General features: G+C 71.5%; 26 protein-coding genes. 5 read left to right on the forward strand and 21 right to left on the reverse strand.

Translation table 11 applies throughout. From position 1 onward, the window contains the following. Positions 1-2,522 precede the first annotated feature (2,522 nt). The 12 genes from ACFXGA_RS06100 to ACFXGA_RS06155 all read right to left on the reverse strand — a co-directional run bounded on the left by ACFXGA_RS06100 (position 2,523) and on the right by ACFXGA_RS06155 (position 13,460). Complete coding sequence (locus ACFXGA_RS06100) at positions 2,523-3,353, reverse strand: hypothetical protein (protein ID WP_378084772.1); 831 nt, start codon at positions 3,351-3,353, stop codon at positions 2,523-2,525. Further along, complete coding sequence (locus ACFXGA_RS06105; protein WP_378084773.1) at positions 3,350-6,949, reverse strand: hypothetical protein; 3,600 nt, start codon at positions 6,947-6,949, stop codon at positions 3,350-3,352. Before ACFXGA_RS06105 ends, ACFXGA_RS06100 begins: the two co-directional genes overlap by 4 nt. Further along, positions 6,939-7,103 carry a hypothetical protein gene (locus ACFXGA_RS06110; RefSeq protein WP_378084774.1) on the reverse strand — a complete coding sequence of 55 codons (165 nt, stop codon included), beginning with the start codon at positions 7,101-7,103 and terminating at the stop codon, positions 6,939-6,941. The genes ACFXGA_RS06105 and ACFXGA_RS06110 overlap by 11 nt, the downstream gene beginning before the upstream one ends. Positions 7,104-7,312: 209 nt before the next feature. Then, complete coding sequence (locus ACFXGA_RS06115) at positions 7,313-7,813, reverse strand: hypothetical protein (protein ID WP_378084775.1); 501 nt, start codon at positions 7,811-7,813, stop codon at positions 7,313-7,315. Positions 7,814-7,816: 3 nt separating this feature from the next. Then, positions 7,817-8,410 (reverse strand): hypothetical protein, encoded by a 594-nt coding sequence (locus ACFXGA_RS06120; protein ID WP_378084776.1) that lies wholly within the window; start codon positions 8,408-8,410, stop codon positions 7,817-7,819. 114 nt (positions 8,411-8,524) lie between these two features. Continuing rightward, positions 8,525-9,577 carry a glycosyltransferase family 4 protein gene (locus ACFXGA_RS06125; RefSeq protein WP_378084777.1) on the reverse strand — a complete coding sequence of 351 codons (1,053 nt, stop codon included), beginning with the start codon at positions 9,575-9,577 and terminating at the stop codon, positions 8,525-8,527. A 171-nt stretch (positions 9,578-9,748) separates the two neighbouring features. After that, the gene (locus tag ACFXGA_RS06130) at positions 9,749-10,237 is read right to left on the reverse strand and encodes a hypothetical protein (protein ID WP_378084778.1); all 489 of its coding nucleotides are present in this window, start codon (positions 10,235-10,237) and stop codon (positions 9,749-9,751) included. Further along, positions 10,228-10,614, reverse strand: coding sequence for a hypothetical protein (locus tag ACFXGA_RS06135; protein WP_378084779.1), 387 nt, complete (start codon positions 10,612-10,614; stop codon positions 10,228-10,230). Before ACFXGA_RS06135 ends, ACFXGA_RS06130 begins: the two co-directional genes overlap by 10 nt. Next, positions 10,604-11,044: a hypothetical protein gene (locus ACFXGA_RS06140; RefSeq protein WP_378084780.1), complete on the reverse strand. Its 441-nt coding sequence runs from the start codon at positions 11,042-11,044 to the stop codon at positions 10,604-10,606. The genes ACFXGA_RS06135 and ACFXGA_RS06140 overlap by 11 nt, the downstream gene beginning before the upstream one ends. Positions 11,045-11,053: 9 nt before the next feature. Continuing rightward, on the reverse strand, positions 11,054-12,157 hold the full coding sequence (locus ACFXGA_RS06145; RefSeq protein ID WP_378084781.1) for a major capsid protein: 1,104 nt from the start codon (positions 12,155-12,157) through the stop codon (positions 11,054-11,056). Positions 12,158-12,200: 43 nt separating this feature from the next. Then, positions 12,201-12,599, reverse strand: coding sequence for a hypothetical protein (locus ACFXGA_RS06150; protein ID WP_378084782.1), 399 nt, complete (start codon positions 12,597-12,599; stop codon positions 12,201-12,203). Positions 12,600-12,614: 15 nt separating this feature from the next. Then, on the reverse strand, positions 12,615-13,460 hold the full coding sequence (locus tag ACFXGA_RS06155) for a hypothetical protein (RefSeq protein WP_378084783.1): 846 nt from the start codon (positions 13,458-13,460) through the stop codon (positions 12,615-12,617). A gap of 235 nt (positions 13,461-13,695) precedes the next feature. Between ACFXGA_RS06155 and ACFXGA_RS06160 the strand changes: the two genes are divergently transcribed. Continuing rightward, entirely contained in the window at positions 13,696-14,070 is a 375-nt protein-coding gene (locus tag ACFXGA_RS06160) for a hypothetical protein (protein ID WP_378084784.1), read from the forward strand. Here the strand turns inward: ACFXGA_RS06160 and ACFXGA_RS06165 are convergent. The 9 genes from ACFXGA_RS06165 to ACFXGA_RS06205 form a co-directional block, all read right to left on the reverse strand. Then, the gene (locus tag ACFXGA_RS06165; protein WP_378084785.1) at positions 14,057-14,236 is read right to left on the reverse strand and encodes a hypothetical protein; all 180 of its coding nucleotides are present in this window, start codon (positions 14,234-14,236) and stop codon (positions 14,057-14,059) included. The two genes, ACFXGA_RS06160 and ACFXGA_RS06165, sit on opposite strands and share 14 nt — an antisense overlap. After that, positions 14,233-15,108 (reverse strand): hypothetical protein, encoded by an 876-nt coding sequence (locus ACFXGA_RS06170; RefSeq protein WP_378084786.1) that lies wholly within the window; start codon positions 15,106-15,108, stop codon positions 14,233-14,235. The genes ACFXGA_RS06165 and ACFXGA_RS06170 overlap by 4 nt, the downstream gene beginning before the upstream one ends. 19 nt (positions 15,109-15,127) lie before the next feature. Then, complete coding sequence (locus tag ACFXGA_RS06175) at positions 15,128-15,811, reverse strand: hypothetical protein (protein ID WP_378084787.1); 684 nt, start codon at positions 15,809-15,811, stop codon at positions 15,128-15,130. Continuing rightward, entirely contained in the window at positions 15,808-17,490 is a 1,683-nt protein-coding gene (locus tag ACFXGA_RS06180; RefSeq protein ID WP_378084788.1) for a hypothetical protein, read from the reverse strand. Before ACFXGA_RS06180 ends, ACFXGA_RS06175 begins: the two co-directional genes overlap by 4 nt. 4 nt (positions 17,491-17,494) lie before the next feature. Continuing rightward, the gene (locus tag ACFXGA_RS06185) at positions 17,495-18,460 is read right to left on the reverse strand and encodes a hypothetical protein (protein ID WP_378084789.1); all 966 of its coding nucleotides are present in this window, start codon (positions 18,458-18,460) and stop codon (positions 17,495-17,497) included. Continuing rightward, positions 18,457-18,609 (reverse strand): hypothetical protein, encoded by a 153-nt coding sequence (locus ACFXGA_RS06190; RefSeq protein WP_378084790.1) that lies wholly within the window; start codon positions 18,607-18,609, stop codon positions 18,457-18,459. Before ACFXGA_RS06190 ends, ACFXGA_RS06185 begins: the two co-directional genes overlap by 4 nt. Then, positions 18,606-19,403, reverse strand: a complete 798-nt coding sequence (locus ACFXGA_RS06195) for a hypothetical protein (RefSeq protein WP_378084791.1) — start codon at positions 19,401-19,403, stop codon at positions 18,606-18,608. Before ACFXGA_RS06195 ends, ACFXGA_RS06190 begins: the two co-directional genes overlap by 4 nt. Further along, complete coding sequence (locus ACFXGA_RS06200; RefSeq protein WP_378084792.1) at positions 19,400-19,753, reverse strand: hypothetical protein; 354 nt, start codon at positions 19,751-19,753, stop codon at positions 19,400-19,402. The genes ACFXGA_RS06195 and ACFXGA_RS06200 overlap by 4 nt, the downstream gene beginning before the upstream one ends. Positions 19,754-19,814: 61 nt before the next feature. Next, entirely contained in the window at positions 19,815-20,354 is a 540-nt protein-coding gene (locus tag ACFXGA_RS06205; protein ID WP_378084793.1) for a hypothetical protein, read from the reverse strand. 137 nt (positions 20,355-20,491) lie between these two features. On the opposite strand from ACFXGA_RS06205, the gene ACFXGA_RS06210 reads away from it, so the two are divergent. The 4 genes from ACFXGA_RS06210 to ACFXGA_RS06225 all read left to right on the forward strand — a co-directional run bounded on the left by ACFXGA_RS06210 (position 20,492) and on the right by ACFXGA_RS06225 (position 25,854). Next, positions 20,492-20,770 (forward strand): hypothetical protein, encoded by a 279-nt coding sequence (locus tag ACFXGA_RS06210; RefSeq protein ID WP_378084794.1) that lies wholly within the window; start codon positions 20,492-20,494, stop codon positions 20,768-20,770. A 130-nt stretch (positions 20,771-20,900) separates the two neighbouring features. Further along, entirely contained in the window at positions 20,901-21,677 is a 777-nt protein-coding gene (locus ACFXGA_RS06215; RefSeq protein ID WP_378084795.1) for a hypothetical protein, read from the forward strand. A gap of 939 nt (positions 21,678-22,616) precedes the next feature. Then, positions 22,617-23,468 (forward strand): hypothetical protein, encoded by an 852-nt coding sequence (locus ACFXGA_RS06220; protein ID WP_378084796.1) that lies wholly within the window; start codon positions 22,617-22,619, stop codon positions 23,466-23,468. Positions 23,469-23,496: 28 nt separating this feature from the next. Then, a complete protein-coding gene (locus ACFXGA_RS06225; RefSeq protein WP_378084797.1) occupies positions 23,497-25,854 on the forward strand; it encodes a hypothetical protein in 2,358 nt (785 codons plus the stop codon). Positions 25,855-25,894 lie beyond the last annotated feature (40 nt).

A 25,894-nucleotide genomic window follows, 5' to 3' on the forward strand; every position in this document is an offset into this window, starting at 1 on the left:
GTGTGGCACCACCCCCCCCGCGCCCCCCTGGGGGGGGGGGCCGCCGGGCGGGGGGGGGGGCGGGCCCCGGGGCCCGCCCGCCGCGCCCCCCCCCGCCGCGACCGTGCCGGTGAACCAGCCTTCCCAGGTGCGCCAGCCATCGGCCTGCGCCTGGGGGCGCTGCAGCGCGGCGGGCATCTGCATGCCGGTCGGGCTGTTCGCGCCCGCGAGATTGATGAACGAGCTGCTGCCGGTCGCGGTCTTGGACTCCACCCCGACCCACGCCGAGCGCGTCGCGCCGGTGGAGTTCCGGTCGACGCGTACCCGCGCGGCCACCCGGTACAGCCGGCTCGGGTCGTAGGCGACGTCGGCTGCGGATCCCCAGCGGGCCAGGCCGCCCCCGTCCTTGTAGGTGCCGTCGGCGGACTGCCCGGTCGGCGGGGTCGAGCCGCTGCGGGTCTGCCATTCGGCGACCGCGTCGGCGCGCAGCAGCACGTGCTGGTCGGTGTTCTCCACGAACGACCAGCCGCCGCCCGCGGTCCAGGTGACGCCGTCGGCGGACTCCTGCAGGTCGGTGCCGGTCACCAGGGCGGTGCGGGTCTCCGGCCGCTCGAACGACCCGTCCGGCACGAGGTTGCCGAAGTCGGTGAACTCCGACGCCACGCTGGAGAACACGTCGACCGGCACGCCGCTGGCCTGGGCGCTGGGCGGGCCCGCGTTGCCCCAGGCGTCGACCGCCACCAGCCGCACGTAGTAGGTGGTGCCCGCGTCCAGGTCGGTGAGCACGGTGCGCGCGACCAGCCCGTCGTCCGGACGCGACAACGTGGTGACGTGCGTGCTCGCGCTCGGCGTGAACCCGCTGGTGGTGGAGACGTGCACCTGCGCTGTCCACACGTCGACCGGGAACGCAGCCCCGTCGGCTGCCTGCCCGTCCCAGCCCACCTGCAGTGCCCCGAACAGCACGACGTCCACGATCGGCGTGGACGGTGCGAGCGCGGGCGGCACCGCGTCCGCCTCGGTCTCCAGCGTGTCGGTCGCCCACGTCGACTTGTTGCCCCACGCGTCCTGCGCGCGGATGCGCCACTCGTAGGCCGTGTTCGGCTCCAGCACCAGCACTGCGGTCGTCGCATCGGCCGGCACGGTGCCACCCGGCTGCCACGACCCCCACCCCGCGCGCCGCCACTGCAGCTCGTACGCGCCGAGGTCCAGCAGCAGCGTGTCGTCCGTGTTCTGGACGGGCGGTGTCCACGACACGGTGGCGAGCGCCCGCAGGAACCCGCCCGCGATCTCGTACACCACCCCGTCCAGCTCGAGGTCCGTGGGCGGCTTCGGCGGGATGGTGTCGCGGGTCGGTGTGCCCGAGCCGGGCGCGTAGGGTGCCCCGCCGGGAAGGACCGGCGGCTGGTAGAGCCCGCCGTCCATGGAGCCGCCGGTGAGCTGCTCGATGCGGTCCTGCAGGATCTCCTCGGGGTCGCGGTAGCGGGCGCCGAACGCGACGCTGCCGGTGGCCGTCCCGTCGGCGTCCCACGCCACGGTGAGCTGCCGCACCCGCATCTGCCGTGTCTCGCCGCGCGGCCGGATCGCCACCACGTCGCCGCGGTCGTAGTCGACGAACGGCAGGTGCTGGCCGCTGCACGTCAGCCCGTAGGTGAACGAGTCGCGGGAGCGGGCGGTGACGGCGATGGTGCCCTCGGCGATCTCCTGCAGCGCCGCCGCGGTGTCGACCTGGGACTGCGACAGGAACCCCTCGCGGCGGCCGTACCGCGAGGTCGCGCTGGCGTCGGTGACGGTGATGGCGGGGATGCCGTCGGTGTCGGTGACCGCGAGCATCGCCGACACCGTGTCCCGCCACGACAAGCTCTTGGGGCCCTCGGCGAGGTCGGAGCCGCGCAGCAGCTGCACTCCGTCCGGGCCGGTGAGGTCGGCACCGTGGTTGCCGTAGGCGTACAGCTGCAGCACCGTGCCGCCGGTGACGCGCGCGACGGCGAGACGGCGGTCGGCCCAGCGCGTCAGGATGTCCAGGTAGGACTGCCCCATGTCGAGGAACTCGTCGGGCATCACCGCCCACGGCTGCCCGGAGGAGTCGTGGCCGTCGGTGAACCCGAGGGTCAGTTCGGGCCACCAGCCGCGGGTTTGCGCGGCCTCCACGAGGCGGCGTAGCGCGTAGCCGGGCGTGACACCTTCGAACCGCACCCCAGGTACCTCGACGCTGGGGTAGCCCTCGGGGTAGACCCGCGCGTACGCCAGCCCGTACAGCGAACTGGAGCCTTTCCAGGTGCCGGTCTCGCCGTCGGTGACCTCGTCGTCGGTCATCTCGTCGAGCACGAACCGGCCGTCGGGGATCTCCTGGCCGTCGAGGAGCAGCACCACCTCCGCCTGGTCGGCCAGCAGCGCGTAGCTGGGATGGCTGGTGTCGTACTCCAGCAGCAGCGTCAACGGCTGGCCCTCGTCGCCGCCGATCTCCAGCCGAGTCCAGGCGGGCAGCACGGTGGAGCGGCGCCCGAGCGGGTCGACCATGCGCAGCACGGGGCGGGGCATGAGGCTCACGCGGACTGCCACCTCCTGCGGCCGGACACCTGGATGCGACTGGCGGCTGTAGTGGCTTCAGCGGTGACCGTAACCACCGGATCGGAGGACGAGGTAACCGGCACGGCCAGCGGGTAGGCGGACGTCCCCGACCAGTCGACGGTGTGCAGCAGGTCCACCGACGAGCCCTCCTGGCGGGCGGTGGGCTCGTCGGTGAGGGTGAGCAGCAGGTCGTCTCCGGCGGGCAGATCACCGGAGACCTGCAGCCACGACCCGTCGGAGCAGGTGATGCGCACGTTCCGCGCGGGTGGGCGCAGCCGCACCGTGAGGCCGGTGAGCGGCAGGTTCCCTCCGCCGAGCCCGGTGAGCGTGACCGGGCCGCTCGCGGGCAGCACGACCAGCGGCGTGGTGAGCACGGCGACGTCCTCCCAGCAGCCTGCGGGCACGACGAGCGGGAACGTCACCTCGGCGCGCGACCCTGCGGCCATCGTGGTCGGCCCGATCGCGCCCTGGATCTCGGCGAAGCAGCGGCGTCCGCTGTCGGTATCGACGATCTCGGTGAGGCCGTACTGCTGGCCCATGATGCGCAGCAGCTCGTCGTAGCGGGCCCGCATCTGCCCGCGCAGCGTGCCGGACTCGGGGAACAGGCCGTCGGTGTCGCTGCCGAGGATCCACATGGCCAGGTCGAACGTCAGCTCCGCCAGCGGCTTCGGCTGCCAGCGCGCGCCGTCCAGCCCGGCGGTGGCGAGGTTCCCGCCGCGGCGTCCGGCGGTCGCGAGCCGGCTGCCGAGGGTGCGGACGTTCCACACGAGCGTGTCGAGCGACGTGCCGCCGACGGTGACGCTCACGATGGCCTCCCGAGTGCCTGCCCGAGCCCGTGCCGTGCCGCGCTGCCCATGCGCTTCGACGCCGTCACCGACGGCTTCTCCGGCAACGGGTTGTTGACGACCTGCGTGACGTGCATTTCCCCGATCACCGGCTGCCCGTCAGCGGCGATGGTGTGCCGTACCGCAGCCGGCGAGGCGAGCGCGCTGGCGGCGGCTACACGCGCGGGCACGATGCGCGCTCCGCCCGCGTTGGCCACCAGGTCGTCGGTGGACAGCGCCATCGCGGTGTGCATGACCCGCTCGCCCTGCCCGGAGCTGATCGCGCGCAGCAGCGGCTCGAAGCGCTCGGTGTTGCGGCGGTCGACAACCCACTCGCCGCCCGTCACCGCGATCAGCTTGTCGTCGCGGTTCGGTCCGCCCCCCGGCACCTTGCCGCCCTTGTTGAACCAGCCCGCGATCAGCCTGGCCATGTCGACGACCCGCGACGGGGACGGCCCGGACACCGACCCCAGCGCCCGGGTCAGCTCGCCCAGCTTGCGGACCGCGGTGTCGACGCCGTCGCTGATCGCATCACCGATGTCGGATGCCCAGTCACGGACCGTCTCGTAGGCGGCTCCCCACTTCGAGGACCACTCGGGGCCGAGCGCGTCGAGGATGGTGTTGACGTGGCTGGTGGTGCCGGTGGCTCCGTCGGACGCGAAGGTCTGGATGTCCTGCCACGCACCGCTGACGGTGTCCTTGGCGCCGCGCCACTTCTCGTCCCAGACGATGCCGATGCCGGTCAGCCAGCCGTCGATGTTCGCGCCGATCTCGCCGGAGTAGGTGGCCGTGTCCTCGGACGCGCCCGTCCAGAAGTCGACAAAGTTGGAGCCCAGCAACGCCAGCTTGTCGCCGACGAGCGTCTCGCTGACCGCCCACGCGTTCGCCATGTCGGCGCCGCGCTGCAGCATCCACGTCTCCGCGTCGGAGAATGCCTGCTTCCACAGACCTACCTCCTCGTCGAGGGTGGTGCGGACGTCGCGCAGGATCTGCTCGATCTCGGACTCCGGGTCGCCGCCGGCGGCCTCGTCGACCAGCAGGGCGATGCCGATGAACCCGAACACCCGTCCTGCCGCGCCGAGGGCACGGGACCAGCCGGACTTTGCGCCCTTCCCCACACCTTCGGCGGCCGCGGTACCGGCCTTCTCCCCGGACTTGCGGGCTGCGTCGGCGTCCACGACGACCGGCACGTCGACCCCACCGCCCGGCTTGCCGCCGGCCTTCCCGTCGGCGCCCTTCTTCTTGCCGACCGCGTCGAGATCCGCGTCCCCGGCGGTGTCCTTGACCTCCTTGCGCCACTTCTTCAACCAGTCGATCGAGTCCTTGATGCCGGACCCCATGTCGGTGAAGAACTTCAGCAGCTTGCCTCCGATGACGAGGAACGCGAGCGCGGCGATGCCGAGGCCACCGACCGCGCCGATGACGTCCTGCGCGGGCTCCGGCAGGGCGTTGAACCCGTCGGCGAGGAGCTGCAGCAGGTCGGCCAGGGCACGCACGGCGGGCGTGAGCACGTCGGCCACGCCGCCGGCCAGCTCGCCGACCAGCGGCCCGGCATCGCCCAGGGCCTCAAGGAACTCGCCGACCGCGTCGGCCAAGTCCAGCAGCGACGGTTCGGCCTGGTCGAACGCCTTCCCCAACCCTTCGATCACCGCGACCGCGCCCGGACCGATGCGCTCGCCGATCCGGACCAGCACCTGGGCGATGTCGGCGCCCGTGGAGACGAGCGCCTTGAGGACGGGCAGCAGCACGTCGACCGCGTCGCCGACCGCGGCGAACAGCTTGGTGAGCGCTTCCTGTCCCTCCGCGCTCTCGAGGAAGTCGGCTAGCCGGTCGGTCAGCTCGTCCAAGGTGTGGAACAGGCCGGCGCCCTCGGCGTTGCTGGCGCGGGCGACGGCGGCGAAGATCCGGGCGACGTTCTTCAGCGCGCGACCGAGTGCCTTGACCTGGTCGACGCCGTCGCGCATCCACTCTTCGAGCTTTCCGGACTCGCGGGCCGTGCGGATGAAGTCGGCGAACCGCTGGGTGAGGTCGGTGACGTCCTCGCCCACCTCGGGCAGCAGCTCGGAGCCGACGGTGACGAAGTCGAGCAGCACTTGGGCGGCGGGCTGGATCGCTCCGCGTGTCGCGTGCCAGAGGCCGTTGAAGTTGTCCAGGGACGTGCCGAAGTCGTCGACCGTGGAGTCCTGCGCCAGGAAGTCCGCGATGTCGTGCGCCATGCCGTTGAACGTGGTCGCCGTCTCGCCCATCTCGGAGCGCAGCATCGGCAGGTACCGGTCGGCCAGCTCGGTGATCCGGCTGCCCAGTCCGGAGAACATCCGCTCCTGCACGTCCAGGCGCAGCGCGTCGAACTCGGGCTGCAGACCCTTCACCGCGTCCACGACCTGCTGAGCCGACCGTGCGAGCGCAGGCGCCGCCTTCCCAGCGGCGGAAGCGATGCTGGCTGCTGCGTCCTCCTGCGCCCACGCCGCGTCCCGGATCGCCGCCGCCAGATCCCGCTCGGCGTCGGCCACGTCCCGCGCCGCATCGGTGCGGGCCTGCGCGAGGCCGTCCTGGGCGTCGGCCACCTCCTGCGCGGCGTCGGCGACCCGCCGCTGTGCCGCGACCACGTTGTCCGCGCCGTCCACTCCCGCCGCGTTCGCCGCAGCCGCTTCACGCTGTAGGTCGGCGTACCGCTCACGGGTCTCGTCCAGCGCGAGCTGCGCTTCCTCCACGCCGAGCCGGGCTTCCTCGAGGTCGAGCCCGCCGCGGCCGGAGCGCTGTACCTCGGCGAACCGCTGCTGCGCGCGGGTCAACGCGAGGATCGCGGACCGCTCGTCCAGCGCCCCGCCCCGCAACGCCAGCTGCAGGTCTTCAAGCCGTTCGGCGGCCTCCGCCCGCTCCCGGTTGAGGTCGTCCTGCGCGTCCCGGGCGTCCTGCTGGGCGCGGGTAAGAGCCCGCTCGGCGTCGATGACCCGGCGGGTGGCGGACACCTGGGCGTCCGCGAGCCGCTGCCGTGCGGCGCGGACCTGCTCGGCACCGGTGATGGACGCACGGTCGGCGGCTCGCTGCGCGTTGGCCAGCGACGACGCGCCAGCCGCCGCAGGCTCGAACGCCTCCTTCAGCCCGATCAGGCCCAGCGCCAGCGTGCCGACCGCTGTGGCACCGGCGGCCAGCGCGGCGGGCAGCACTCCGGCCGCTCCGGACAGCGCCGCGATCGCGCTGACGAGCGACATGATGGGGGAGACCGCCGCGGTGCTGGCGGTCGCGAGCAGCGACAGCCCGCCGAGCTTCGCGCCGATGGACCCGACGGTGCGCAGCATCCGGCCGGCGGCGTCGGTGATCCGGTCCAGGGTGCGGCCGGCGCGGGAGCGTTGGAACTTCTCCAGCTCGCCGTGGACCCGCTGGACGCGTCCGACGAGCCGCCCGAACGCGGTGCCTGCGCGGTCGCTGGACTTCTCGGTGTCCGCTACCTTCCTGCCGGACCGGCCGGCCTCATCTCCCAGTCCCTTGACGTCGTCGCGTGCACGACGTGACTCGCGACGCAGCCGGGAGAAGTCGGCGACAGCACGGAAGATCGCGGCGCCGGTCTCAGTCGCCAACCAGGATCACCTCCCCGTTGCGGATCACGGCCATCGGCTGCCCGTAGCGGCCAGTGATGTCGCCGAGTCGAGGCACGACGGTGCGCCGCTCGGCGAGGAACGACACCGCCGCTGCTGCTGCGGCCGCCCGCTTGTTGCCGGCCGCGCCGTGCACCGCTCCGACGAGCCAGCGGGTCTGCTGCTCGACCAGCCGGGTGTGCCGGTGGTGGTCGGCGCGGCGGCGGGCGAGGATCGCGTCGCGGGCCTGCCACAGCCGCTGCAGCGGAAGGTCCAGGATGGTGTCGTCGTGCCAGCCGTACTCGGCGCTGATCAGGTCGAAGGTCCGGGACCAGGGGTGGCGCTGCCAGTCGCGGGCGTCGGCGTCTAGCTGTTCTTCTTCCCGGTCCGGAACAGCGCTGAGCTGGCCTTCAGGAGCGTGCGTGCTTTTCCCAGCAGCACCGGGATGACGTCGCGCTCCTGGGCGACCAAGACGGCGATGACGTCCACCGTGGTCTCGACCTCGGGGTTGGCCATCTCCTGGTTCCAGGCGCGCTGGGTGTCGCTGTCCTGGATCGGCTCGGCGGGCTCGACCAGCGCGCGGACGAGATCCACGAACTCGTCGTAGGCGTCCGGGATCGCGGACAAGAGCAGGCCGGCGAGGTTGACCTGCAGGTTGTCGCGGTCGTCCCAGTCGATGTGGGCGAGGCCGGCGCCGACGCCGGAGGTGAGGACGCGCACGGCGAGCATGAGTTCGCGGGTGCGGATGCGCTTCACTCTGGCGGGGATCCCGGCGACGGTGAGGTGTCCGGGTTCGGCGAGGATGACCTCGAAGTCGGCGGTCGCGGTCGCGGCGGGCTTGGTGGCCGGGCGCTTGGTGGTGGCCACGGTCTACGCCTCGATGATCGCGAGGGTGCGGGCGACGCGCTTGATGCCGTCGGGGAACGGCGCGCCGGTTTCGTCGAACGCGGACATGAGCGCCTTGCCGCCGTAGTTGATTTTGAGGCCGTCCTTGTAGGCGGGCCCGTCGAAGGTGATCGGCGCGAAGCTGACGCTGTAGAGCCCGAGGACGAGCTTCGCCACCGCGCCCTGCGCGGTCTTGGCGGGCATCTGCAGGATCATCGGCCGGCGCGCGACGTTCATGGTGCGCTCGGTCCACATGTCGATGGCGTAGGCGGTCGCGCCGCCCGCGATCGTGCCGGAGGAGACCGGCTCGCCGGTGATGTTGCTGATCAGCGGGAACGACATGTAGCCCGCCTGCACGGCGACCTCGGCGTAGTTCAGCCACTCCCACGTGGAGAGCACCGCGTCGTCGCCCTCGTTGTCGTAAGAGTCGGTGTTGGGCTCCAGCGAGCCGTTGTTCACGCCGTAGATGTCCCACTCGTCGGCGTTCGCGACGGTCTGCAGAGCCTCCACGAACGTCTCGTCACCGTCGAGTACCTGGGCGTGGGAGAGGGAGAATCCCTCGATGATCGGAGCCGTCACCGTGCACCGCCTTCGCGTCAACCCCGCAGGGGTCTGGCTGGACGCGGTGATCGTGAGAGACCGCGGCATGCCGTGCGTAGTCGAGCCGCTGTGCCGGTCGTGAGCGTCACACGGTCACAGGTGCTTGGAGGCCACCCGGAGCAGATGCTCGACGGCGTGCTGCCACGACAGCGCGGACCGCACGAACGCCGCTGCGGCGTTGCCCTTGGCCAGCCGGGTCATGCCGTCCGTTGCCGCGGTGTGCAGCGCCGTGACCAGCGAGTCGTGCACCACCGGCCCGTCGAGCGTGCCGCGCTCCAGCGGGCTGTCGGCCAGCCGGTGCGCCACCGGGTAGCCGTGCTGCGCGCTCTGCCAGTTCGCGTGCCCGCCCCAGCGGGTGGCGACCACGGGCAGGCCGGTGGCCATGGCCTCGACGGCGGGCTTGTTCATGCCCTCGCCGCGCGCGGCCGACACGAACACGTCGAGCAAGCTGTACCAGTCGCGGACCTGGTCGACCGACCACACCGCTTGGTGCAGCACCACGTCGGGATACACGTCGGTCACGCGCGGATGCAGGCCGGGTGGGATGGTTTTCAGCTCCAGCCGCGCGTCCAGCTCGGGCCAGCGTTCCCGGAAGTCCCGCCACGCCGCAAGCAGCGCGTACGGATCCTTGCGGGACGACACCACCATGTTCGCGCCGAACACCACCGGCCCGCGCAGCCCGCGGCGCACCTGCGGGAACGCCTCGACATCCAAGCCGGGCGGGATGACCTCGATCGGCACCACGTCGTCGACAGCCCGGAACGCCTCCACGTTCATCGGGCACGTCACCACGAGCGTGTCGAGCGCGGCAAACGGCCGCCCCTCCGGCTCGCTCGCCAGACCGAGCGCAGCGGGAGTAACCGGCGTGCGCTCCCACATCGTCCAGCCCAGCACCGCGCGGGCCACGTCGCAGTACTGCTCCACGCCGAGAAGGTTGCGGGGCTGCTCGTACAGCAGCACCGCGTCGTACGGCGGCGCGATCGGCTGGTCGAGCAGCGCCAGCACGCGGCGCGGCACCGGTGGCTGCAGGCTGGTCGGCCACAGGTGCACCTGTACCCCAAAGTCGAGCAGCGCTTGGATGAGGCCGACCACGTCGTTGCCGTAGCCGGTGACCGTGTCGACCGGGCCGCGCACGAGGAGCTTCACCGGCGTCCCCGTCCACGTCGGCGGGGCAGCCCCCGGTAGGAGCGTGTGCGGTGCGCCCACCTGCGCGCCCAGCTCTTCTTGTTCGCGAAGGCCCATCGCCACTGCGCCTTCGACCGGAACCCGCCCCGCCGTCTCGCCACCCGATCCTCCTAACTCGACCCGGTTTTCCTCCTAGTGGAGGACGTGCAGCGCGTACGCCGCCGTGACCACCGCGCAGTCGCCGAGCTTCACGCCCAGGAACGTACCCCCGTGGCTGCGCATCTCGGTCTGCACGATCGGCTCGCTCCACCGCGCCGACGACACCACCATCAGCCCCCGGTGCGTGCCGAACGACCCCCACCGCTCGCCGCGGCGCGCGTGCAGCAGCGGGTCCGTCACCCGGTACACGGCGCGCGCGTTGTCCATCGCGTCATCGGCCACCGCCCGGCCGGTGCTGTCCCGCGACCGGTCGGCCCAGAAGTCGATGTACAGCAGTGGGAACTCGCTGGTCTGCACCGTGTCGGGCTGGGACCACCCGCCGTCGACACGCAGCACGATCGCCCGCTTCCCCGCGCCCTGCACGTGCTCGTCGAGGTGCTGCTTGTACACCCGGTCGCCCACGTAGCCGCGCACCGCCTGGTCGTTCAGCAGGTGTCGTCGCACCGCGGGCTCTACCTCCACGACCGCACCTCGTCCTCGATGATCTCGCGCAGCGCACGCGCGTACCGGGCCTGCACCTCCAGGAAGCCGAGCAGCAGCGCGTCGTGCGAGCCACCGCGCCCGAACTCGTAAGCGGCGTAGAACACCTCTTCGGTGCCGCCGTAGGTGATGCGGCCTTCGATGGTGTCGCCGCGCCGCTGGGTGGCGTACCGGCCAGAGGCGATCAGCCGGCCGGTGATGATGTGGGTGTGCTCCTGCGTGCGGTCGAAGAACTGCTGCGTGACGCGGTCCCACGTTTCGCGAGCATCCTGCGTCGGCGTGCCGAGCTTCTCCAAGCCATTGACCCAGGCGTCCAGGCCGGTCACCTGGATGTGGCGGCTGCGGCTGCTACTCGGCATCGGTCAGCCGCTCCAGCTTCACCCGCACCGCGCCCGGCAGCGGCACGCTCTCCACGACCGACCACGTGGCGCCGTCCACGCGCACCTCGGCGGTCTCGCCGGGCCAGTCGAGGTCGGCGGTCCAGCCGAGCGTGCCGGTCGCGGTGATGCGGCTCTGGCCGGTGTCGTCGTCGACTTCTTCGCGGGTGACGGTGAGTAGGACCGGGACGGTGGCGACGTCGGTCCACTGCCAGTGCTGGGTGCCGTCGGCGTCGCGGTAGTGCCCGGTGCGGGCGGCGACGGTGGCCTGCGGCAGGCTGGCGGTGCTGTCGTCGGGGCCGGATGCGCAGCATCGGCCGTCTGGACGGAGGTCGTCGTCCAGAGCGACCGATGCTGCTGCCCGCGCCCCGCGGTCCCCACCCGGGCCGTCCTCGCGCAACACGACCCGCATGAAGCTCTCCTACGCCCAGACCGTCATCTGGCCGATCTTGTCCACGTCCGGCAGCGTCGGGAACGTGACGGCTGCCGCCTTCGTCCAGCCCTGCGGGGGCTCGTCGGTGCCCCACACCGCACCCCAGATGCCGGGTGCCTGCGCCGCGTACGGCGTGCCGATCAGCGCCATCGACTCTGCGGTCGGGCCGATCAGCCGCTTGCCGACCGGACGCTCCGGCAACAGGGTGACGGCGTTCTCCCGCATCGTGCGGACCATGGTGACCGAGCCGTCCGCGTTCTCCTTGCCGACCTCCACGTCGTAGAGGATGGGCTGCGGCAGCCGGTAGCGGGTCAGCAGCTGCAGCACCTCTTCAGGCAGCAGCGGGCGGTCTGGTGCGTCGGCGGGGAACAGCCAGCCCTTGATCTGAGCGTTGACCAGCAGGTAGTCGAACGTCTTCTCCGACATGAGCATGCGCCGCGGGCGCTCGCCGCGCTGGCCGATCTCCCGGGTGAGGATCATGAGGTCGCTGATCGGGGTGGCGTTCGCGGTGTCGGACCAGTGCGGGCCGTAAGCGGCCACCGTGGCACCGGTGCCGTTGGTGGCCGACCCGGCGGTGGCGCCGAGGGTGATCTGCTGCTGGGGCACCACGCCGTAGTCGAATTCGATGATCACACCGTCCTCGTCGTACACGACGGTGTCCTCGGTGAGCGCCTGCAGGTCCAGCCACTCGGTGGTGGCCTGGATGGAGGCGACGTGTCGGGCGAGGTCGGCGTACACCTTGCGGAGCGCGGCCTGCTGGTCGGCACTGCCGCGTCGAGGCTGCATGTACCGACGGATGACTTCCTTCTCGCTCATCCTGCTCTTGCGCTTGATGGGCGGCAGCTCGCCCTTCACACGCTCGCCGAGCGCCGGGCGGCCGGCCATCGGGGACTCGGAGTCCCAGCCGATGATGTGCGCCATCACCGGCGTGTCGCGGATGCCCTTGATGTACTCGTACTCGACGTCGTCGATGGTCTCGGGCGGCAGCAGCATGTCGCCGATGTAGCGCTCGTCGGGCAGCAGGTTCCGGACGAAACCCAGGAGCACGGGAGGCTGGAACTGCTCCAGCTGCCACAGGTTGGCACCGGCCATGATCGGTTACTCCTTCGTGTGGGTGTTCAGCGGTGGCCGGTGGCTACTGCCAGAGGATCTTGTCGCCGAGCGCGGTCTTCACCGCCGACGTGACGCCCGTACACCGGGCCTCGTAGACGGAGCCGCGGATCAACATGCCGCAGACCACGTCGCCGTCCCTCAGGTTGACGTCGCCCGCGAACAGCAGGCCCTTCGCTTCCGCGTCGGTGCCGGTCGCGCCCCCGGCAGGGGCGGGCGCGTACTTGCCGGTGGCGGCGTGCCGGTAGAGCACGGTGCCGCCCTTGACGATCTTGTTGCCTGCGCCGTCGGCGGCGACCGCCGTGGCGTCGAGCGTGATGCCGCTGCGCTTGACCGTGTAGTCCTGGCTGGCCAGGAACTCCACGCTCGGCGACAACGGGTCGGCGACCGTCTTGAGTCCCGCGGTGAAACCGCCACCGGACATGGTTTCCTCCTGGGGTTAGCCGGCCACCTGACCGGCAGGCTTCTGGTGCCCGTTCTGGGCGTTGAACTCCTCGGCGAGGGTCAGCGCCTGCTTGCGCAGGTCCGCCGTCCTCGCCGGGGCGGGCGCGCGGCCTGCGGGGAGCGACACCGCCGGAGCGCCGCCGTTCTGCGAACCGCTGCCGTAGTCGTCGCGCAGCGCGCCGCGCTTGCGCAGCGCCGCCACGGTCTGCCGCTCGATCGCCCGCCGGTGCGCGCGCAGCCGGTTCGCCACGGTGTCCGCCGCCGTGCGCGCCGCCCGGTCCGGATCACCACCGCCGGTGACGAGGTGCTCGCGGATGAGCGCCCCGCCCAGCTCGGCGGCGATCTCCCGCTCGGTCGGCGTGCCGGGCCGGTACTGGTCGCCGAGGTACTCCCGGAACGCCAGCCGAGCCTCGCGCAGGTCGGCCGGGTCGGGCCCGCTGTCGGCCGCGCCCCGGTCGTCGTCCCGGTCACGGCGCTGGTCACGGCCACCGCGCTGGTTGCCCCGGTCGCCCTGACGGCGGGCCCCGCGGATCTCCCGCAGCACGGCGTTCACCGTGCGGTCGGCGATGCGCTGTGCCTCGCGTTCGAGGTCGGCGCGGGTGAGCGGCGGGTCGTCCTGGTCGTCGGTGTCGTCGTCCAGGTCGCTGTCGTCCTGGTCGTCCACGCCGTCGTCGTCGGTGTCCTGGTCGTCGGCCGCGTCGTCGAGGTCGTCGTCGCGGGTGTCGTCCTGGTCGCCCCGGTCGTCGTTGAGCAGCTGGTCGAGGTGGTCGCCGCCGCCCCCACCGCGGGTGCGTCGGGTACCGCCGTTGCGGGTGCCGTTCGTGCCGCGCCTGCGTGGCATCGCCGTCTCCTGTCGCTCGTCGCGGTCCGCACCGTCTCGTCGGCTCGTCCACCCCTGGCCGCGGCCCCCGTGGGTTCCGGTCGGCGGGTGTCCGGGTGGTGTGGTGCGTCCCTGCTGGACGCGGCGATGATCGGGCGATGAAGACCGCGCACGCACGTACGCGTCCCGAGCCCGTACGGGGTGTCACACGGCCCGCCCGTACGATTCACCTGCCGTTCGCCACGTGGAGGTACAGGTGTACGAGAGCCGGTTGCTGTGCCCGGTCGACGAGTGCGAGTGGTTCCTGAGCATCCCGTTTGACCAGTACGTCCCTCGTCTTCCGAAGACCGAGAAGCAGATCGAGGCGCATGTGTCGAAGCACCCTGCGGAGGACTTCCTGCGGACGATCGCTCGGCAGCGCGCCGAGCTGACTGCCGCCAGGGAGCAAGCTCGTCGGGAGCAAGATGCGAAGTGCGAGTCGGAGTTCGCGGCGAACATCACGAGCGGCGGGTTCACGCCGCTCACCTGCCGGTTGGGGCGCGGGCACGAGGGCAAGCACGTGGACGCCAACCAGTTCCGGCGAGACGAGTGGACTGATCAGGAAGCCGAGGAGTCGTTCAAGCAGGTGTAGAGCGCTCAGCGCGTTCTACTCGGGCCCGCAGCCACTGCGGCAGCTCTTCGAATCGCGCGGCGTCCTCCACCAGCCGCGCCACGACCGCCCGGTCCGCCATCTCCAGCTCCATCACCTGCACCGCCGCCGCTACCCGCCTGCACAGGTCGGGGTCGTGGTCACTCACCGGGCCACCGCCAGCGCCGCCCGGTCCAGCACCAGCACGTCCCCGTTCGGCAGCAGCACCGCCTGGTACCCCAGCGCCGCCGCCACCCGGCCCGGATCGGCCAGGATCGGCGCGAGCCTGCGCCGCTGCGCCGCCGACAACCGGCCCTGCAGCTCCTCGACCTGCTCCTCCAGCTCCGGCCACGCCACCACCACGGCGGTGGCGAGCAGCACGCCGACAACCACCACCCCGTCGGCACCCGCGAACCGACGCGCCCCGGCTTCCGTGCTGGTGACGTACACGCCGTTGCCGTAGATCCCCAGCCCCACGTACAGCGGGCCGCTGCGCAGCTGCTCGGCACGCCCGGCCGCGTCCGGGCCGGTGATACCTCGCCACACCGGCCGCGCGCCGCCCTGCACCAGCCGGACCAGCTCGGAGCGCGACACCACCTGCGGCGGCCCGTCGGCACCGGCCCGCCGCAGCATCTCCTCGAGCACCCGGTCGCGGCGGCCGCGCAACAGTCGCCCGGCCGCCCGGCGCAGCCCGGACACCGACGGCAGCCAGCCGAGCAGTCGATCCCGCAACCGCTCCACCGGACTCGGCTCATCCGGCGCGGCGACCGGAGCGGGCGGCAGCGACCGGTGACCGGTGTAACCGTCCGGCACCGTCCGGCCCCGGCGGCGGAGTTCGGTGTTCGCCTCAGCACGCTGCTGCTCGATCACGCCCTTCATGTAGATGGCAACCACCGAGCGGCAGTGGATGTGGAACGGCGGCGCGAAGAAGCTGCCGTTGAGGGTGTCGAACCGGGCGTTGACGTCCCTGATCTGCCCGGCGGCTTCCAGGCAGATGAGTGTGGTGGCGCCGTCGATGGTGGCGATCAGCTGCTTTTGCATCAGCGGCACCTGCCGCTGTTTACCCTTGCGCCTGAGCCGCATCGTTCCAGCCCTGCATCCCCGCCAGCAGTAGCCCGTTCGCTGTCTCCACGCTCGCCGCTCGGGCGATGGCATGCATCCGGGTCCGCAGCAGCCACACCGCCCCCCGCGCTGATGCTCCCGGCAGCGGTACCCGCTCCGCCGAGCACACCCGCGCGACCAGCGCGACGGGCTCCTCGTGGCGGGCTGCCCACACTCGCCGCTGCTCCCGGATCAGCTCACGACAGCCGGCCGCTGCACGCTGCATCCCTTCGCCCGCCGCCGCGAATACGGTGCGCTCGATCTCCGGCGCGGCGACATCGCGGGCGTGCCGTACCGCCGCAGCGGCGACGTCGCGAGCGTGCGGGCCGACCAGGTCGGCGACCGCGCGCATCTGCCGCTCAACCACGGTGGTGGCACGGACCCGGGCGAGCGCGGTCAGCTCGGACACCGGCGGCAGCAGCAGCTCGCCGAGCCAGTCGTCGTCCGGCAGTAGGTCGGCGCGCAGCAACCGGGTGCGGCCCACCCCAGCGGCTTTGACGATGCGCTGGCGGGTGGCGTCGGCAACCCGCTGTACTGCTGCGTCGAGCTGGTCGAACGCGCGGTGCTCGGCGTCGAGCAGGCCGTCCATCAGGCGGGTCGCCGAGGAGACGACCTCGCGTCCGGCTGTGGTGCGGCTGGTCACGACCGACCACCGACCGCGGCCGGCTCACGGTCCCGGCGGGCGTCGTTCACCGTGCGCCCGGCCTGCGTGCTGCCGATCTGCCCGAACCGGCCGTTCTCGCCGGTGGTCGCGCGCTCGCGTCGCGCCTTCTCTGCCTCCTCGGCGGCGATCTCGTCCTCGATGGCGTCGATCTCGGTCTTCGAGCGGCCCCGGATGCGTAGGTACTCACGGCGGGAGATGAGTCCGGCGAGGTGGTCGTCGCGGGCCTGCGCGATGTCGACGACCCAGCCGGACCCGAGCCGGACGATGATCTTCCGGTCGGTGTGAGGGTCGGCGGTGTCGTCCGCCACCCGATCGTCGTCTTGGTCAAGATCGTCGTCAGCGTCGTCGAACTCGGTCGTCGGCTCGACACCGCTGCTCCACGCGAGGTGGCAGTCAACCACCAGGTTGAACAGGGCCGTGAGGTCGGTGATGAGCTGGGATCGGACCCGGGCGAACGTGCCCTCGCTCTTCTCGTTGAGGATCTCCAGCGCGTACCCGGACACCGCGCCGAGGCCCTGCACCGTCTCCTGGTCGGTGCGCACCAAGCCGAACTTGCCGTACAGCGCGTTCTTCAGCTCCTCGGTCTGCTGGTTGATCATCGACGGGTCGGTGGGCAAGGTGATCGCGGTGACCGCCGTGCCACCCGGGAACGTCATCACGTCCGCGACGTCCTTGTGGACCTTCTCCTGCTTGTTGACCATGGCGGCATCGCCGACGACCGCGAGGTTGCCGTGGCTGTTGTAACGGGCGTTGAGCCACGCCCGGCCCTGTACCGCGTCGTAGCGGGTAGCGGTGTTCATCGCCTGCTCGGTGATCAGGCTGATGCCGCGCGGTGCCTGCAGGTCCGGGCGGTCGATGCGCACGACCTGCCAAGGGATGCGGTCGGTGCCCGTCTCGTGCACCACCTCCGGTGTCGCCTGCTCCGGCGGTTCGGTGTCGTCCTGCCGGATCACGTACACCCGTTCCACACACCGCCGCCGCTTCGCCGCGGACTGCGGCGACCCGTTGCCCTCGTCCTGGTCGGAGATCAGCCACTCGCGGCGGAGCGTCACCTGCTCCTCGTCGCCCCGCTCGTCCGGCCGCCAGTCGATCTGCTCGACCACCACCCGCTCCACCCGGTCGGGACGTCCGTCGGGGAAGTCCATGCGGACCTGGTCGCCGGGCCAGAACTCCAACCAGCACGTTCCCTCTGCGGCCTCCCAGCGGACTCTCACCGGCACGTCGCCATCACGTCCGGCGTTGCGCAACACCGGCGCGACGTTGCGCTGCTCGGACTCGTCTTTCGCGGACAGAGCGGGAGTGCTGTTCAGGCAGTCGGTGATGATGGTCTGCACTGCGGCGGGCGTGGCCTCGACCGCGAACCCCTCGGCGAGCCGATCGGCGATCCAGTCGACGCACTCGGCGATCTGCGTGGAGTACGCGTGCCTGCGAAGGTGCTCGGGCAGCTGGTACTTGTCGAACAGGCGGCGCACCAAGCTCTTCTCGCCCTGGCTCAGGGCACCGAGCCACTCCTGCATGCACCGCTCGTTGTCCTCGTCGTACTGCTTGCCCTCGTAGTACAGGCGGGCTTTGCGCACCAACTCCCGGCGCTGCTCCTCCATCTCCGCCAGATAGTCCTCGCGGGACCGCCACGTCTTCTCGGTGCTGCCGATCGTCATGCCGTCACGCCCTTCCGTCCTGCACACCCCAGTGGTGCTCTTCACCGACGCCGCCGAGCATGAGGTTCAACCCCCACCAGCAGTGCCACCACGCCATCACGGTGTCGTCGTGCTCACCGCTGCCCTGCAGCTTGTCGTCCTCCCAGCCGAACGCCTCACACTCGGTGAGGAAGTTCGCCACCTCGTCGTAGCCGCGCCCGCCTTCGCGGAAGGGGAACAGCCACCTTCGGTTGGACAGGTCGATGAGCAAGCCCGGCACGCCGACCCGGAAGTCTCGTTTCTGCCCTGCGGCGTTGTGGGACATCACCGGCACGTTGGTGGTGTCCTCCAGCGACTGCCGCCAGATCACCTGCGCGGCGTCGCCCTCCAGCACAACGAGGTCGTCGTTGTACAGGGCGTGCTGTTGGGTGATGAGGGCGCACTGCTCGGTGTAGCGGAGGCCCTGCCAGCGGTGGATGTCGATGCACCGCTTCCGGCCAGTCCGCCGGTCGGCGACCGCAGTCCACTTCACCAGCCAGTCGCCGCCCGTCTTCTCCGACCAGGCGAGATCCCAACCGGACACGACGACGTAGCGGTCTTCGACGCCGAACGGCTTGTGGTAGTGCGGCAGACACTCGGCTGACGGGTCGAGCAGCGGCGCGAACAGCGAGCGGGGGAACAGGCTCGACTCGGACGCGCGGGGCTTGGTCTGGATCTCCCGGTCGAACAGCAGCGGACCGATCTCCTTGCGCTTGGCGTTCAGGCAGCGGGTCTTCTCCGGGCAGGTCGAGCACGGCAGGTTGCGTCGCACCTCAGCCTGCTCGCCGAGCGGCGCGGCCTCGATGGTGTCGATGCAGGACTGCAACGCGATGGCCGGCCACCGCTCGGGCCAAAGGCTGTGGCGGGCGTTGACCGGCTCGCCGCCGAACACCACCGGGCCCACGCCGGTAGGGCTGGTGGTGCCGACGACACGGCGCCCGAGGCCGCTCACCGGACCAGCCTGTCGAGGATTCGGGCGCGCATCAGCAGCTGCTGTTCACGCGTCGGGCCGGGCACGTTGCCCAGCTGCTCGACCGTGGGGTCGCCTGGCTGCGGGTCGGATAGTGCCTCCGCAGCGACCGCCGGATCGATCGGGGTCACCCTGTCACCTCCACCGCGAGGGTTCCGGGCACCAACTCGTTCGGCCATGCCTCGGCGGCGTACCGGCGGTAGTGCCACATCGGGTTGGTCTTCATCCCCGCCAGCAAGTCCTGACCGTGGAACGGAGTGCCGACGAGGTGGATGCGGGTGGCGGGCATCCGGTAGGTGTGCACCACACCGTTCGCGTCGGTCACCCGCCGGTCGGTGCCGGGGTGGGCCATGTTGACTACCGACCCGAACCACCAGCGGTGCATCTTGCGGCGCTGCGCGGCGGTCGCGGTGTTCTCGTCATCGAGTACGTCGTCGCCGACGATCCGGTCCGGGTGGCCACCGCGAGTCCTTTTCGCTGCGCCGGCCGCGCGGATGCGGGAGCCGTTGGCCAAGATGAGGTCGGTGGCGTTGTCGCGCTGCGCGCCCAGCACGAGGTCGGGTCGCACCTCGGAGATCACCTGCTTGGTGCGGGCCAGCAGCTCCTCGGCGAGGTCGCCGGTGAGCGCGAACATGTAGGTGTAGCAGCCGGGCTGGTAGATGCTGGCGTGGGCGGTGGCGTTCACGCTGAACGTTTCGCTCTTGGAGTGCTCGCGGGGGGCGATGACGGCGAGCCGCTCGCGGGTCTGGGCCAGCGCGCACCACTCCCAGTGCACCGCCGACATCTGCATGCCGCGCCGCCGTTCGGTCCACACGCCGAGGGATGCGGCGCACAGCATCTCCTCGACCTGCTCGCGCGGTAGCTGCTCCAGCGCGGACAGGTCGACGGCGGGTGCGGCGTCGGGTGGGTCGGCGAGCGCGGTCATCGGCGGGGCACGGGCCGGTTGCAGCCGGCGCACACGTCGCGGGTGGGGTAGTGGCGGCGCAGGTGGATGGGGTGCAGGCACTCGCCGGTGAGGTACCGGGTGGCGCCGAGGGTTTGCGAGGTGTCGGCGGCTCGGGCTCGGCGGGGTCGCCGTGGCCGGTCGCCGCTGGGCGGGTTGGTGAGCAGCGCGGTGATGTCGTCGAGGGTGAGGCCGGAGCGGGCGGCGGCGAGCAGGACTTCCTTGGACCACGACGAGCGGCTGGTGGCGGTGCTGCGGGCGGCGGCATCGTCGATCTCGGCGATGAGCGGCGGCGCCATGCGCACGTTGACCATGGATTGGCTTTTGCCCACGGCGGCGACCTCCGGCGTATGGCGCAGTTGTTTACCCCGCAACGATACGTCGGATCGTGTGCTATTCCGGCTCGTTCGTGACCGTTCCGTTGACAATCGCCGGACGGTCGTCTGCATCATGGGCGTTCGTGAGCTGCATTTGACCGTGGAGAATACCGGCTATAGCGAGCTGAGCGTCAGGTGTGAGCTTCCCGAAAACGTCCTCCAGTCGGCGCGGCCCCACGTCGGTGGACTCGTCGTCCGACGGAGGTGCGAGCAGCCCTCGCACCACGTCTTCCTGTCCCCAGCCGAGCACCTGCCGGTGCTCGTCGATGATCTTGAGCACGATCGCCGCCGCCTTCTCGTCGCCGTCCAGCGCACGCGGCAGGTAGGTCTGCATCATCAGGTCGAGACGGTGCATGTCCAGGTCAAACAGGTCACGAGCCTCCTCGCGGCCGACCCGCTGAAGGGCCGCACGGATGACCTTGGACACGGACCCGCGGTGGGCATAGCCCGTCCGCTCGGCGACCTCGTCCAGGGTCAGCCCCTGCGCCCTCAACTTGAGCACCTCGACCGCCCTGAGTGCCGCCGCGACTCGCCGCGGGCTTGTTTCCGACGCCATGGCCGAATGGTAGATCGCGTGCCGGAAAATCCGCGCTCTGTCACACACGCATTGCCGCTGGTCACTGCCCGTATGTATTACTTGACGCGCTGTCCGGTCGTGTCCCACCGGTGGCACAAAACTGCTTCGCTACCGCCATGAGGAAGGGCGAACTCCAGCGACGCACCGTGCAACTGCTCATCGAGCAGCTGCCGGACATCGACCTCAGCGCCACCAGCGACGACGACCTCGTCGATGCGGCGAACCGCGCCGTGCACGCCAGCCACACCCAGCAGGTCGTCGCCGGCTTGCTGCTCGCCGAGCTGCAGCGGCGCGGCACCGTACTCCGCCGCATCGCCGAGCTCGTCGACATCCCCAAGAGCACCGTGCACCGCTGGACACGACCGTTCGTCCGCACCAACCGCCCCGAACACTGATTTGGAGATCGACATGCCCTGTCCGACCTGTGGTGCCGAGATGGCCAGGACCGCCGGCTCTCCCGAGTCCCAAGCCTGGGTCTGCACCCAGACGCACGACTGATCCGCAACGAGTCAAGAGGAGGCACAGTTGAACCAGCGGGCCGCCGAGAAAGCCATCAAGGCGATCACCGGTCTTGTGTGGACGGATGCCGTGATCGTGATGGTGATCTCGGCGACCACCACCGCCAGCCTGCTCGCCTCCCCGTCCATCGGTGGCAGCTGGACGCAGGGCTTCTTCCTCGGACTCGCGATCGACCTCGGTCTGGCTGCCGGGCTGATCGGCGACCAGGCGGTGCAGGGTCTGGGGCAGAAGTCGGGGTGGGGTGCTGCGCTGCGGTGGGTCACCGCGGGCATGTCGCTGGTCACGAACTGTGCGGCCAGCGCACTGGCGAGCCAGTGGCTGGGGGTGGCGCTGCACGCGATCCCGCCGGTGCTGCTGGTGGTGCTGACCGAGGCAGCGCAGCAGTACCGCACCGCCCTGGCCACCGTGCAGCACAAGCGGGCGGAAGAGCAGCAGCGCGCGGAAGCACGCCGTGTGGCACAGCAGCCCAAGCCGGCACCTGTCGCGCCGCAAGCTCCGGCGCAACCGGTTGCGCCGGTGTCCAAGCCCGACGTCCCGAAGCGGCCGATGCCGCGTGCGGCGACCGTCACCGAACTGCACCCCGAGCAGGGCACGAAGAAGGACCGCGGCCGCGCGTGGCTGATCAAGCAGGTGGTGGAGCACCACCGCGACCCGCAGCAGATCAGCGCGGCTGAGGTCGACCGCGCCATCGACGCCTCGGGTTACAGCAAGAAGTTCATCGACGGCTGGCGGGCGGACGCCGTCGCCGCGAAGCAGGCCGCGCTGGTCGCGGCCACCAGCTAGGAGCGTGTCATGACCTCCCCGTCGACCGCGTCCCCCACCCCGCACACCGAGCAGCCGCTGACGCCGATCGCGCCTCCTCTGGCTGAGGACGTGCGTCCGCTGCGGCGGCTCCGGCTGGCCGATCCGGACGGCCACACGAACGTGCCTCCGGCGCTGGCGGGCCCGGCGAACCGGGCTGCGCTGGTCGCGCTGGCGGTGCCCGCGCTGGGAGTCGGCGGGTTGCTGCTCGGCGCGAACTTCGGTCTGGTCGGGCTGGGTATCGGTGCCGCGGTGGTGACGACCGGGGCGTGCGCGCTGTACCGGCATCGGCAGAAGCGGAAGCGGGCGGCGAAGTCCGGTGACGGAGCCGGTGCCGGCGGGTCGGCGGCTGCGGGCGGGGGTCGTCGTCGAGGGCTGCTCGGCAGGGGTTGGCGCCACGGCGGCGGAGACGGTGCCCGTGGCGGGTTGGACGGTCGTCGCTCGGCGCGCCGCGGCCTGCTGGGTGGCGGGCACGGTGATCGCCGTGGTGGCCTGCTCGGCTCGAGTGCCGGACGAACCGTCGGGAAGGCGGCCGGGAAGGCGAGCACGGGGCATCGGACGCCGCCGGGAGCGCGGACCGCAGCAGCAGCGGCGGGTCGGCTGACCACCGGCCGTCGCACCGCTGCTGGCGGTGCGCTGTTCGGTCGGGGCGGTCGGCACGTAGGTCTGCTCGGCGGCCGTGGGGTCGCGGGCCACAAGCATCGTTCGACCGGCTCGCGTGGTTCCCTGCTCGGTGGTCGCGGGGCTGGCAGCCGAGGTGGCCACCGGGCGCCCAACCGCGGCCGCTCCGGCGGGTCCGGGTGGGGATCGTTCTGGAACTCCGGTTCCCCGCGGCCGGCGCGCCGCCACACGCCCCGCACGCCCCGGCAGGCCCGGCCATCCGGCCGGTGGCGGTGGTCGCCGGAGATCGGCTGGCACTGGGTGCCGCGCCGCGGCATCGCCTACACCGCGATGTGGGCCGGTCTGCTCGGCGGCGGCTACGCCCTGGTGCCGCTGCTGGCCGGGCCGGCGCTCGGCACGGCCGGGCTGATCGGCACCGCGATCGGGTACGGCGCGCTCGGGCTGGGCGGGCTGTGGGCCGTGCGGCACCCGCGGGTCCGGTACGCGGCGCGGGTGCTCGCCGGGTGGGCCAGGTCGGGCCTGTCGATGGCGTGGCGGTGGGCGTGGCGGCAGTTCCGCCGCTCTCGTCTGGGGACGGTGGCGGTGAAGACGCCGTGGTGGCGTCCGTCGTGGACTCCGCCGCGTCCTGCTCCCGCCCCGCCCGCGGCGACTCCGCAGTCGGGTCGTCCCGCGGCTCACCAGGTGGTGACGATCCCTGCCCGGCCCGCCGGGGCGGGCAGGGCACCGGCGCTCACCAGGCGCGGCGGTGTCCCGCTGCCGCCGGCTACGGCACTCCCGGCAGCGAAGCCGGGGAATCAACCGGTGCTGTCACGTGGCAGCACCGCCGGTACTCAGGTAACGACAACGACAAGGAAGATCAGTATGAGCATGCAGCACATCGTCGAGGCCATCACGAACGGCGACTCGTTCGTCCCCGCCCCGCGTGAGGCGGGGAAGGACGTCGAGGAGCACCTGCAGGGCTACGTGGCCGTTATCCAGGCGTTGGCGACGAGGTTCGGAGGTGACATGGCGAACATCATCAGCTCCTTGCCGCAGTTCGCCGACTCGTTGCAGAACCTCGCCCACTTCGGGGATGCGCTGGCGGGGTTCGGCGCGGAGGCTTCCCAGCAGATCCAGCAGTGGAGCGACAGCGCGTCGCACGTGTGGCGCTGACAGATCGATGAAGACGGAGGTCGCGGTGATGAGCAGCGGGAACACCTGGGCGCGGCTGCGTGGCCAGCTGGTGTTGTGGCCGGCGGCAGGGTTCGCGTGGGCGGCGTTCGGCGGCGGGTGGGTGTCGCACGTCGGCTACCCCTGGCCGATGGTGTTGGTCGCCGGGCTCGTGCTGACGGTGCTCGCGCTGCTCATCGGCCGCGTCCTGGTGCGGCCGGGTGCCGCGTCCCCGGAGGGGCAGCGGGCCCGCAGGTGGGCGGGCCGCTGCGCCGCGCTGTTCATGCTGGTGACCACCGGGTGGTGCGTGTACGCCGCCCGGCACGAGGTGCTCGCGCCGCCCGACCTGGCGGCGTTCGGGGTGCTGGCGGCGGCGATGCTGCCGGTGGCGGTGATGTACGCCCACGTGCGCGCGCTGCTGCTGGAGCACGGCGACAAGCAGCTCGCGGCGATGGTCACCCGCGGTGTCGCTTCGCCGTCGGTGCCGGTTGCCGACGCGCAGCTGGCCCGTGACGAGGCTCCGACGGTCACCACGAGCGAAGCGGTCGAGTGGTTGTCGATCGTGTCGGGTGACGAGCTGCTGGGGAGGCCGCGGGTGATCGGCTGGTCGGACACGTGGTGCGGGTTCGACGTGACGGTGGAGCTGGACCCGTCGCGGGACGACACGGCGTCGTCGGTGGCCACGAAGCTCTCGCGGATCAACGGTCGGGCGGCGCGCCGGTTCAAGCAGCGCGGTGTGGTGCTGCCGGAGGGGGCGGTGCGGCTGCTGACGGACCCGGATCTCCCGGCCGACGTGGTGCGGTTCCGGGTGATCACGCGGGATGTGCTGCGGGAGGACGTGCCGGTGGAGCCGGTGCGCGGGGTGTCGATCAACGAGGGCATCCGGCCGGTGCGGCGCGAGGACGGCGAGTACGCCACGTTCGACGTGCGCGACGAGCACGGCTTGGTGTCGGGCGCGTCCCGCTCGGGCAAGTCGACGTACGAGTGGGAGGTGTGGCGGCAGCTGCTGTCGACGCGTGCCGAGGACGACGCGTCGTTGAACGACGTGCTGGTGTGGACGGCGGGCGGCGCGAAGCTGCCGGACCTGGTCGGCCCGTTCCTGCAGCCGCTGGCCGACGGGCGGGCGGTGCGTCCGGTGCTGGATTACGTGTCCGACCCGTCGTGGGAGGAGACGAAGAAGTGGCTGCGGGTGGTGGCCACGGTGGTGCACATCCGTCACTCGGCGCCGCTCGGGGTGTTCAAGCGGGACCGCAACAAGATCATGCCGTTGGCGTCGCAGCCGTTGATCTGGTGCGCGTTGGAAGAGGCCGATGAGGTGGTGAAGAACCCGGAGCCGATCGAGCTGCCGTTCACCGGGAAGAAGAACGCCGGGCAGATCGTCACGTACGTGGGGTCGAAGGGGTTGTCGGCTCGGGTGATTTTCGAGCTGATGGCGCAGGGTACGACCGAGGCGATGCTGGGCGCGTACGCGTCGAGCATCAAGCAGAACTTCCTGCGGCGCGCGGTGTTCCGCACCGAGCAGAAGGTGCACGGCCAGTGGCTGTTGCCGACCGGGTCGAATCTCGACAGCAGTGCCCTGCGGCACAAGTCGATGTTCTTGAAGGCGGAGGGCATCGACTCGATCGTCGCGGCGAAAGCCCCGTATCTGGACGAGGAGCGGGTGATTCCCGAGTTGGCGATCGACTTGCAGGACCACGTGACGACGCTGGAGGACTACACCCAGCAGAAGCTGATCGAATTGTTGGGCGATGATTATGCGGCGCGCTGGTCCCGTGCCCGCACGCAGGGGTGGCGCGAGTATTTCGCGGCGGTCGGCGAATTCCCGTCTCTGGAGGACGCGACCCCGCCGCACGTGCGGGAGGCGGTGCGCGCGGGGACGTCCGCGGGGACGTCGGGGACCGGCTCGTCGTCGGGGACGACGGCCGGGACGGCGCCGGGTGCGGGGACGCGTTCGCCGGGGACTCCGGGGGAGAAGGACGGGGTGCAGGGCCGGTGGTTCGGGACGTTCTTCGTCCCCGACCGGCTGGGAGCGGCGTCCCCGCGGCCGGCCGGCGGCGGGGAGGACGTCCCCGAGGAGTGGCGGGGACTGCTGGACGAGATCCAGGGACTGGACGTCGCGGAGCCGGTGCGTCCGGTTCGGCACCCTGTCCCCGAACCGCTGGCCCGGATCGTCGCCGCGTTGGAGGGCGACGACCGCGAGTTCGTGTCGAACGCCGACCTGGCGGCGATCGTCGGCGTGGACGACACGACGGCGCTCGGCAAGGAGTTGCGTGACCTCGGCGTGCCGGGGCGCAAGCGCGGCGACGCCCGCGGCCGGTACGTCGCGGAGCTGCGCGCGGCGGCGGAGGCGTGGCGGCGCGGTGAGCGGCCGACTGCGGCCGACGACTAGGAGCTGATCTGCCCGACGGCGGTGGACGGTGCCGACGGTG

The sequence above is a fragment of the Actinosynnema sp. NPDC059335 genome (assembly GCF_042752395.1).
GTDB lineage: Bacteria > Actinomycetota > Actinomycetes > Mycobacteriales > Pseudonocardiaceae > Actinosynnema.

What these genes read in the sequence shown, in the direction of transcription:
- ACFXGA_RS06135 (WP_378084779.1), bottom strand. Translation starts at nt 10,614, where the DNA reads ATGCCGAGTAGCAGCCGCAGCCGCCACATCCAGGTGACCGGCCTGGAC.
- ACFXGA_RS06140 (WP_378084780.1), bottom strand. Translation starts at nt 11,044, where the DNA reads ATGCGGGTCGTGTTGCGCGAGGACGGCCCGGGTGGGGACCGCGGGGCG.
- ACFXGA_RS06145 (WP_378084781.1), bottom strand. Translation starts at nt 12,157, where the DNA reads ATGGCCGGTGCCAACCTGTGGCAGCTGGAGCAGTTCCAGCCTCCCGTG.
- ACFXGA_RS06150 (WP_378084782.1), bottom strand. Translation starts at nt 12,599, where the DNA reads ATGTCCGGTGGCGGTTTCACCGCGGGACTCAAGACGGTCGCCGACCCG.
- ACFXGA_RS06155 (WP_378084783.1), bottom strand. Translation starts at nt 13,460, where the DNA reads ATGCCACGCAGGCGCGGCACGAACGGCACCCGCAACGGCGGTACCCGA.
- ACFXGA_RS06170 (WP_378084786.1), bottom strand. Translation starts at nt 15,108, where the DNA reads ATGCAAAAGCAGCTGATCGCCACCATCGACGGCGCCACCACACTCATC.
- ACFXGA_RS06180 (WP_378084788.1), bottom strand. Translation starts at nt 17,490, where the DNA reads ATGACGATCGGCAGCACCGAGAAGACGTGGCGGTCCCGCGAGGACTAT.
- ACFXGA_RS06195 (WP_378084791.1), bottom strand. Translation starts at nt 19,403, where the DNA reads ATGACCGCGCTCGCCGACCCACCCGACGCCGCACCCGCCGTCGACCTG.
- ACFXGA_RS06205 (WP_378084793.1), bottom strand. Translation starts at nt 20,354, where the DNA reads ATGGCGTCGGAAACAAGCCCGCGGCGAGTCGCGGCGGCACTCAGGGCG.
- ACFXGA_RS06210 (WP_378084794.1), top strand. Translation starts at nt 20,492, where the DNA reads ATGAGGAAGGGCGAACTCCAGCGACGCACCGTGCAACTGCTCATCGAG.
- ACFXGA_RS06225 (WP_378084797.1), top strand. Translation starts at nt 23,497, where the DNA reads ATGAGCAGCGGGAACACCTGGGCGCGGCTGCGTGGCCAGCTGGTGTTG.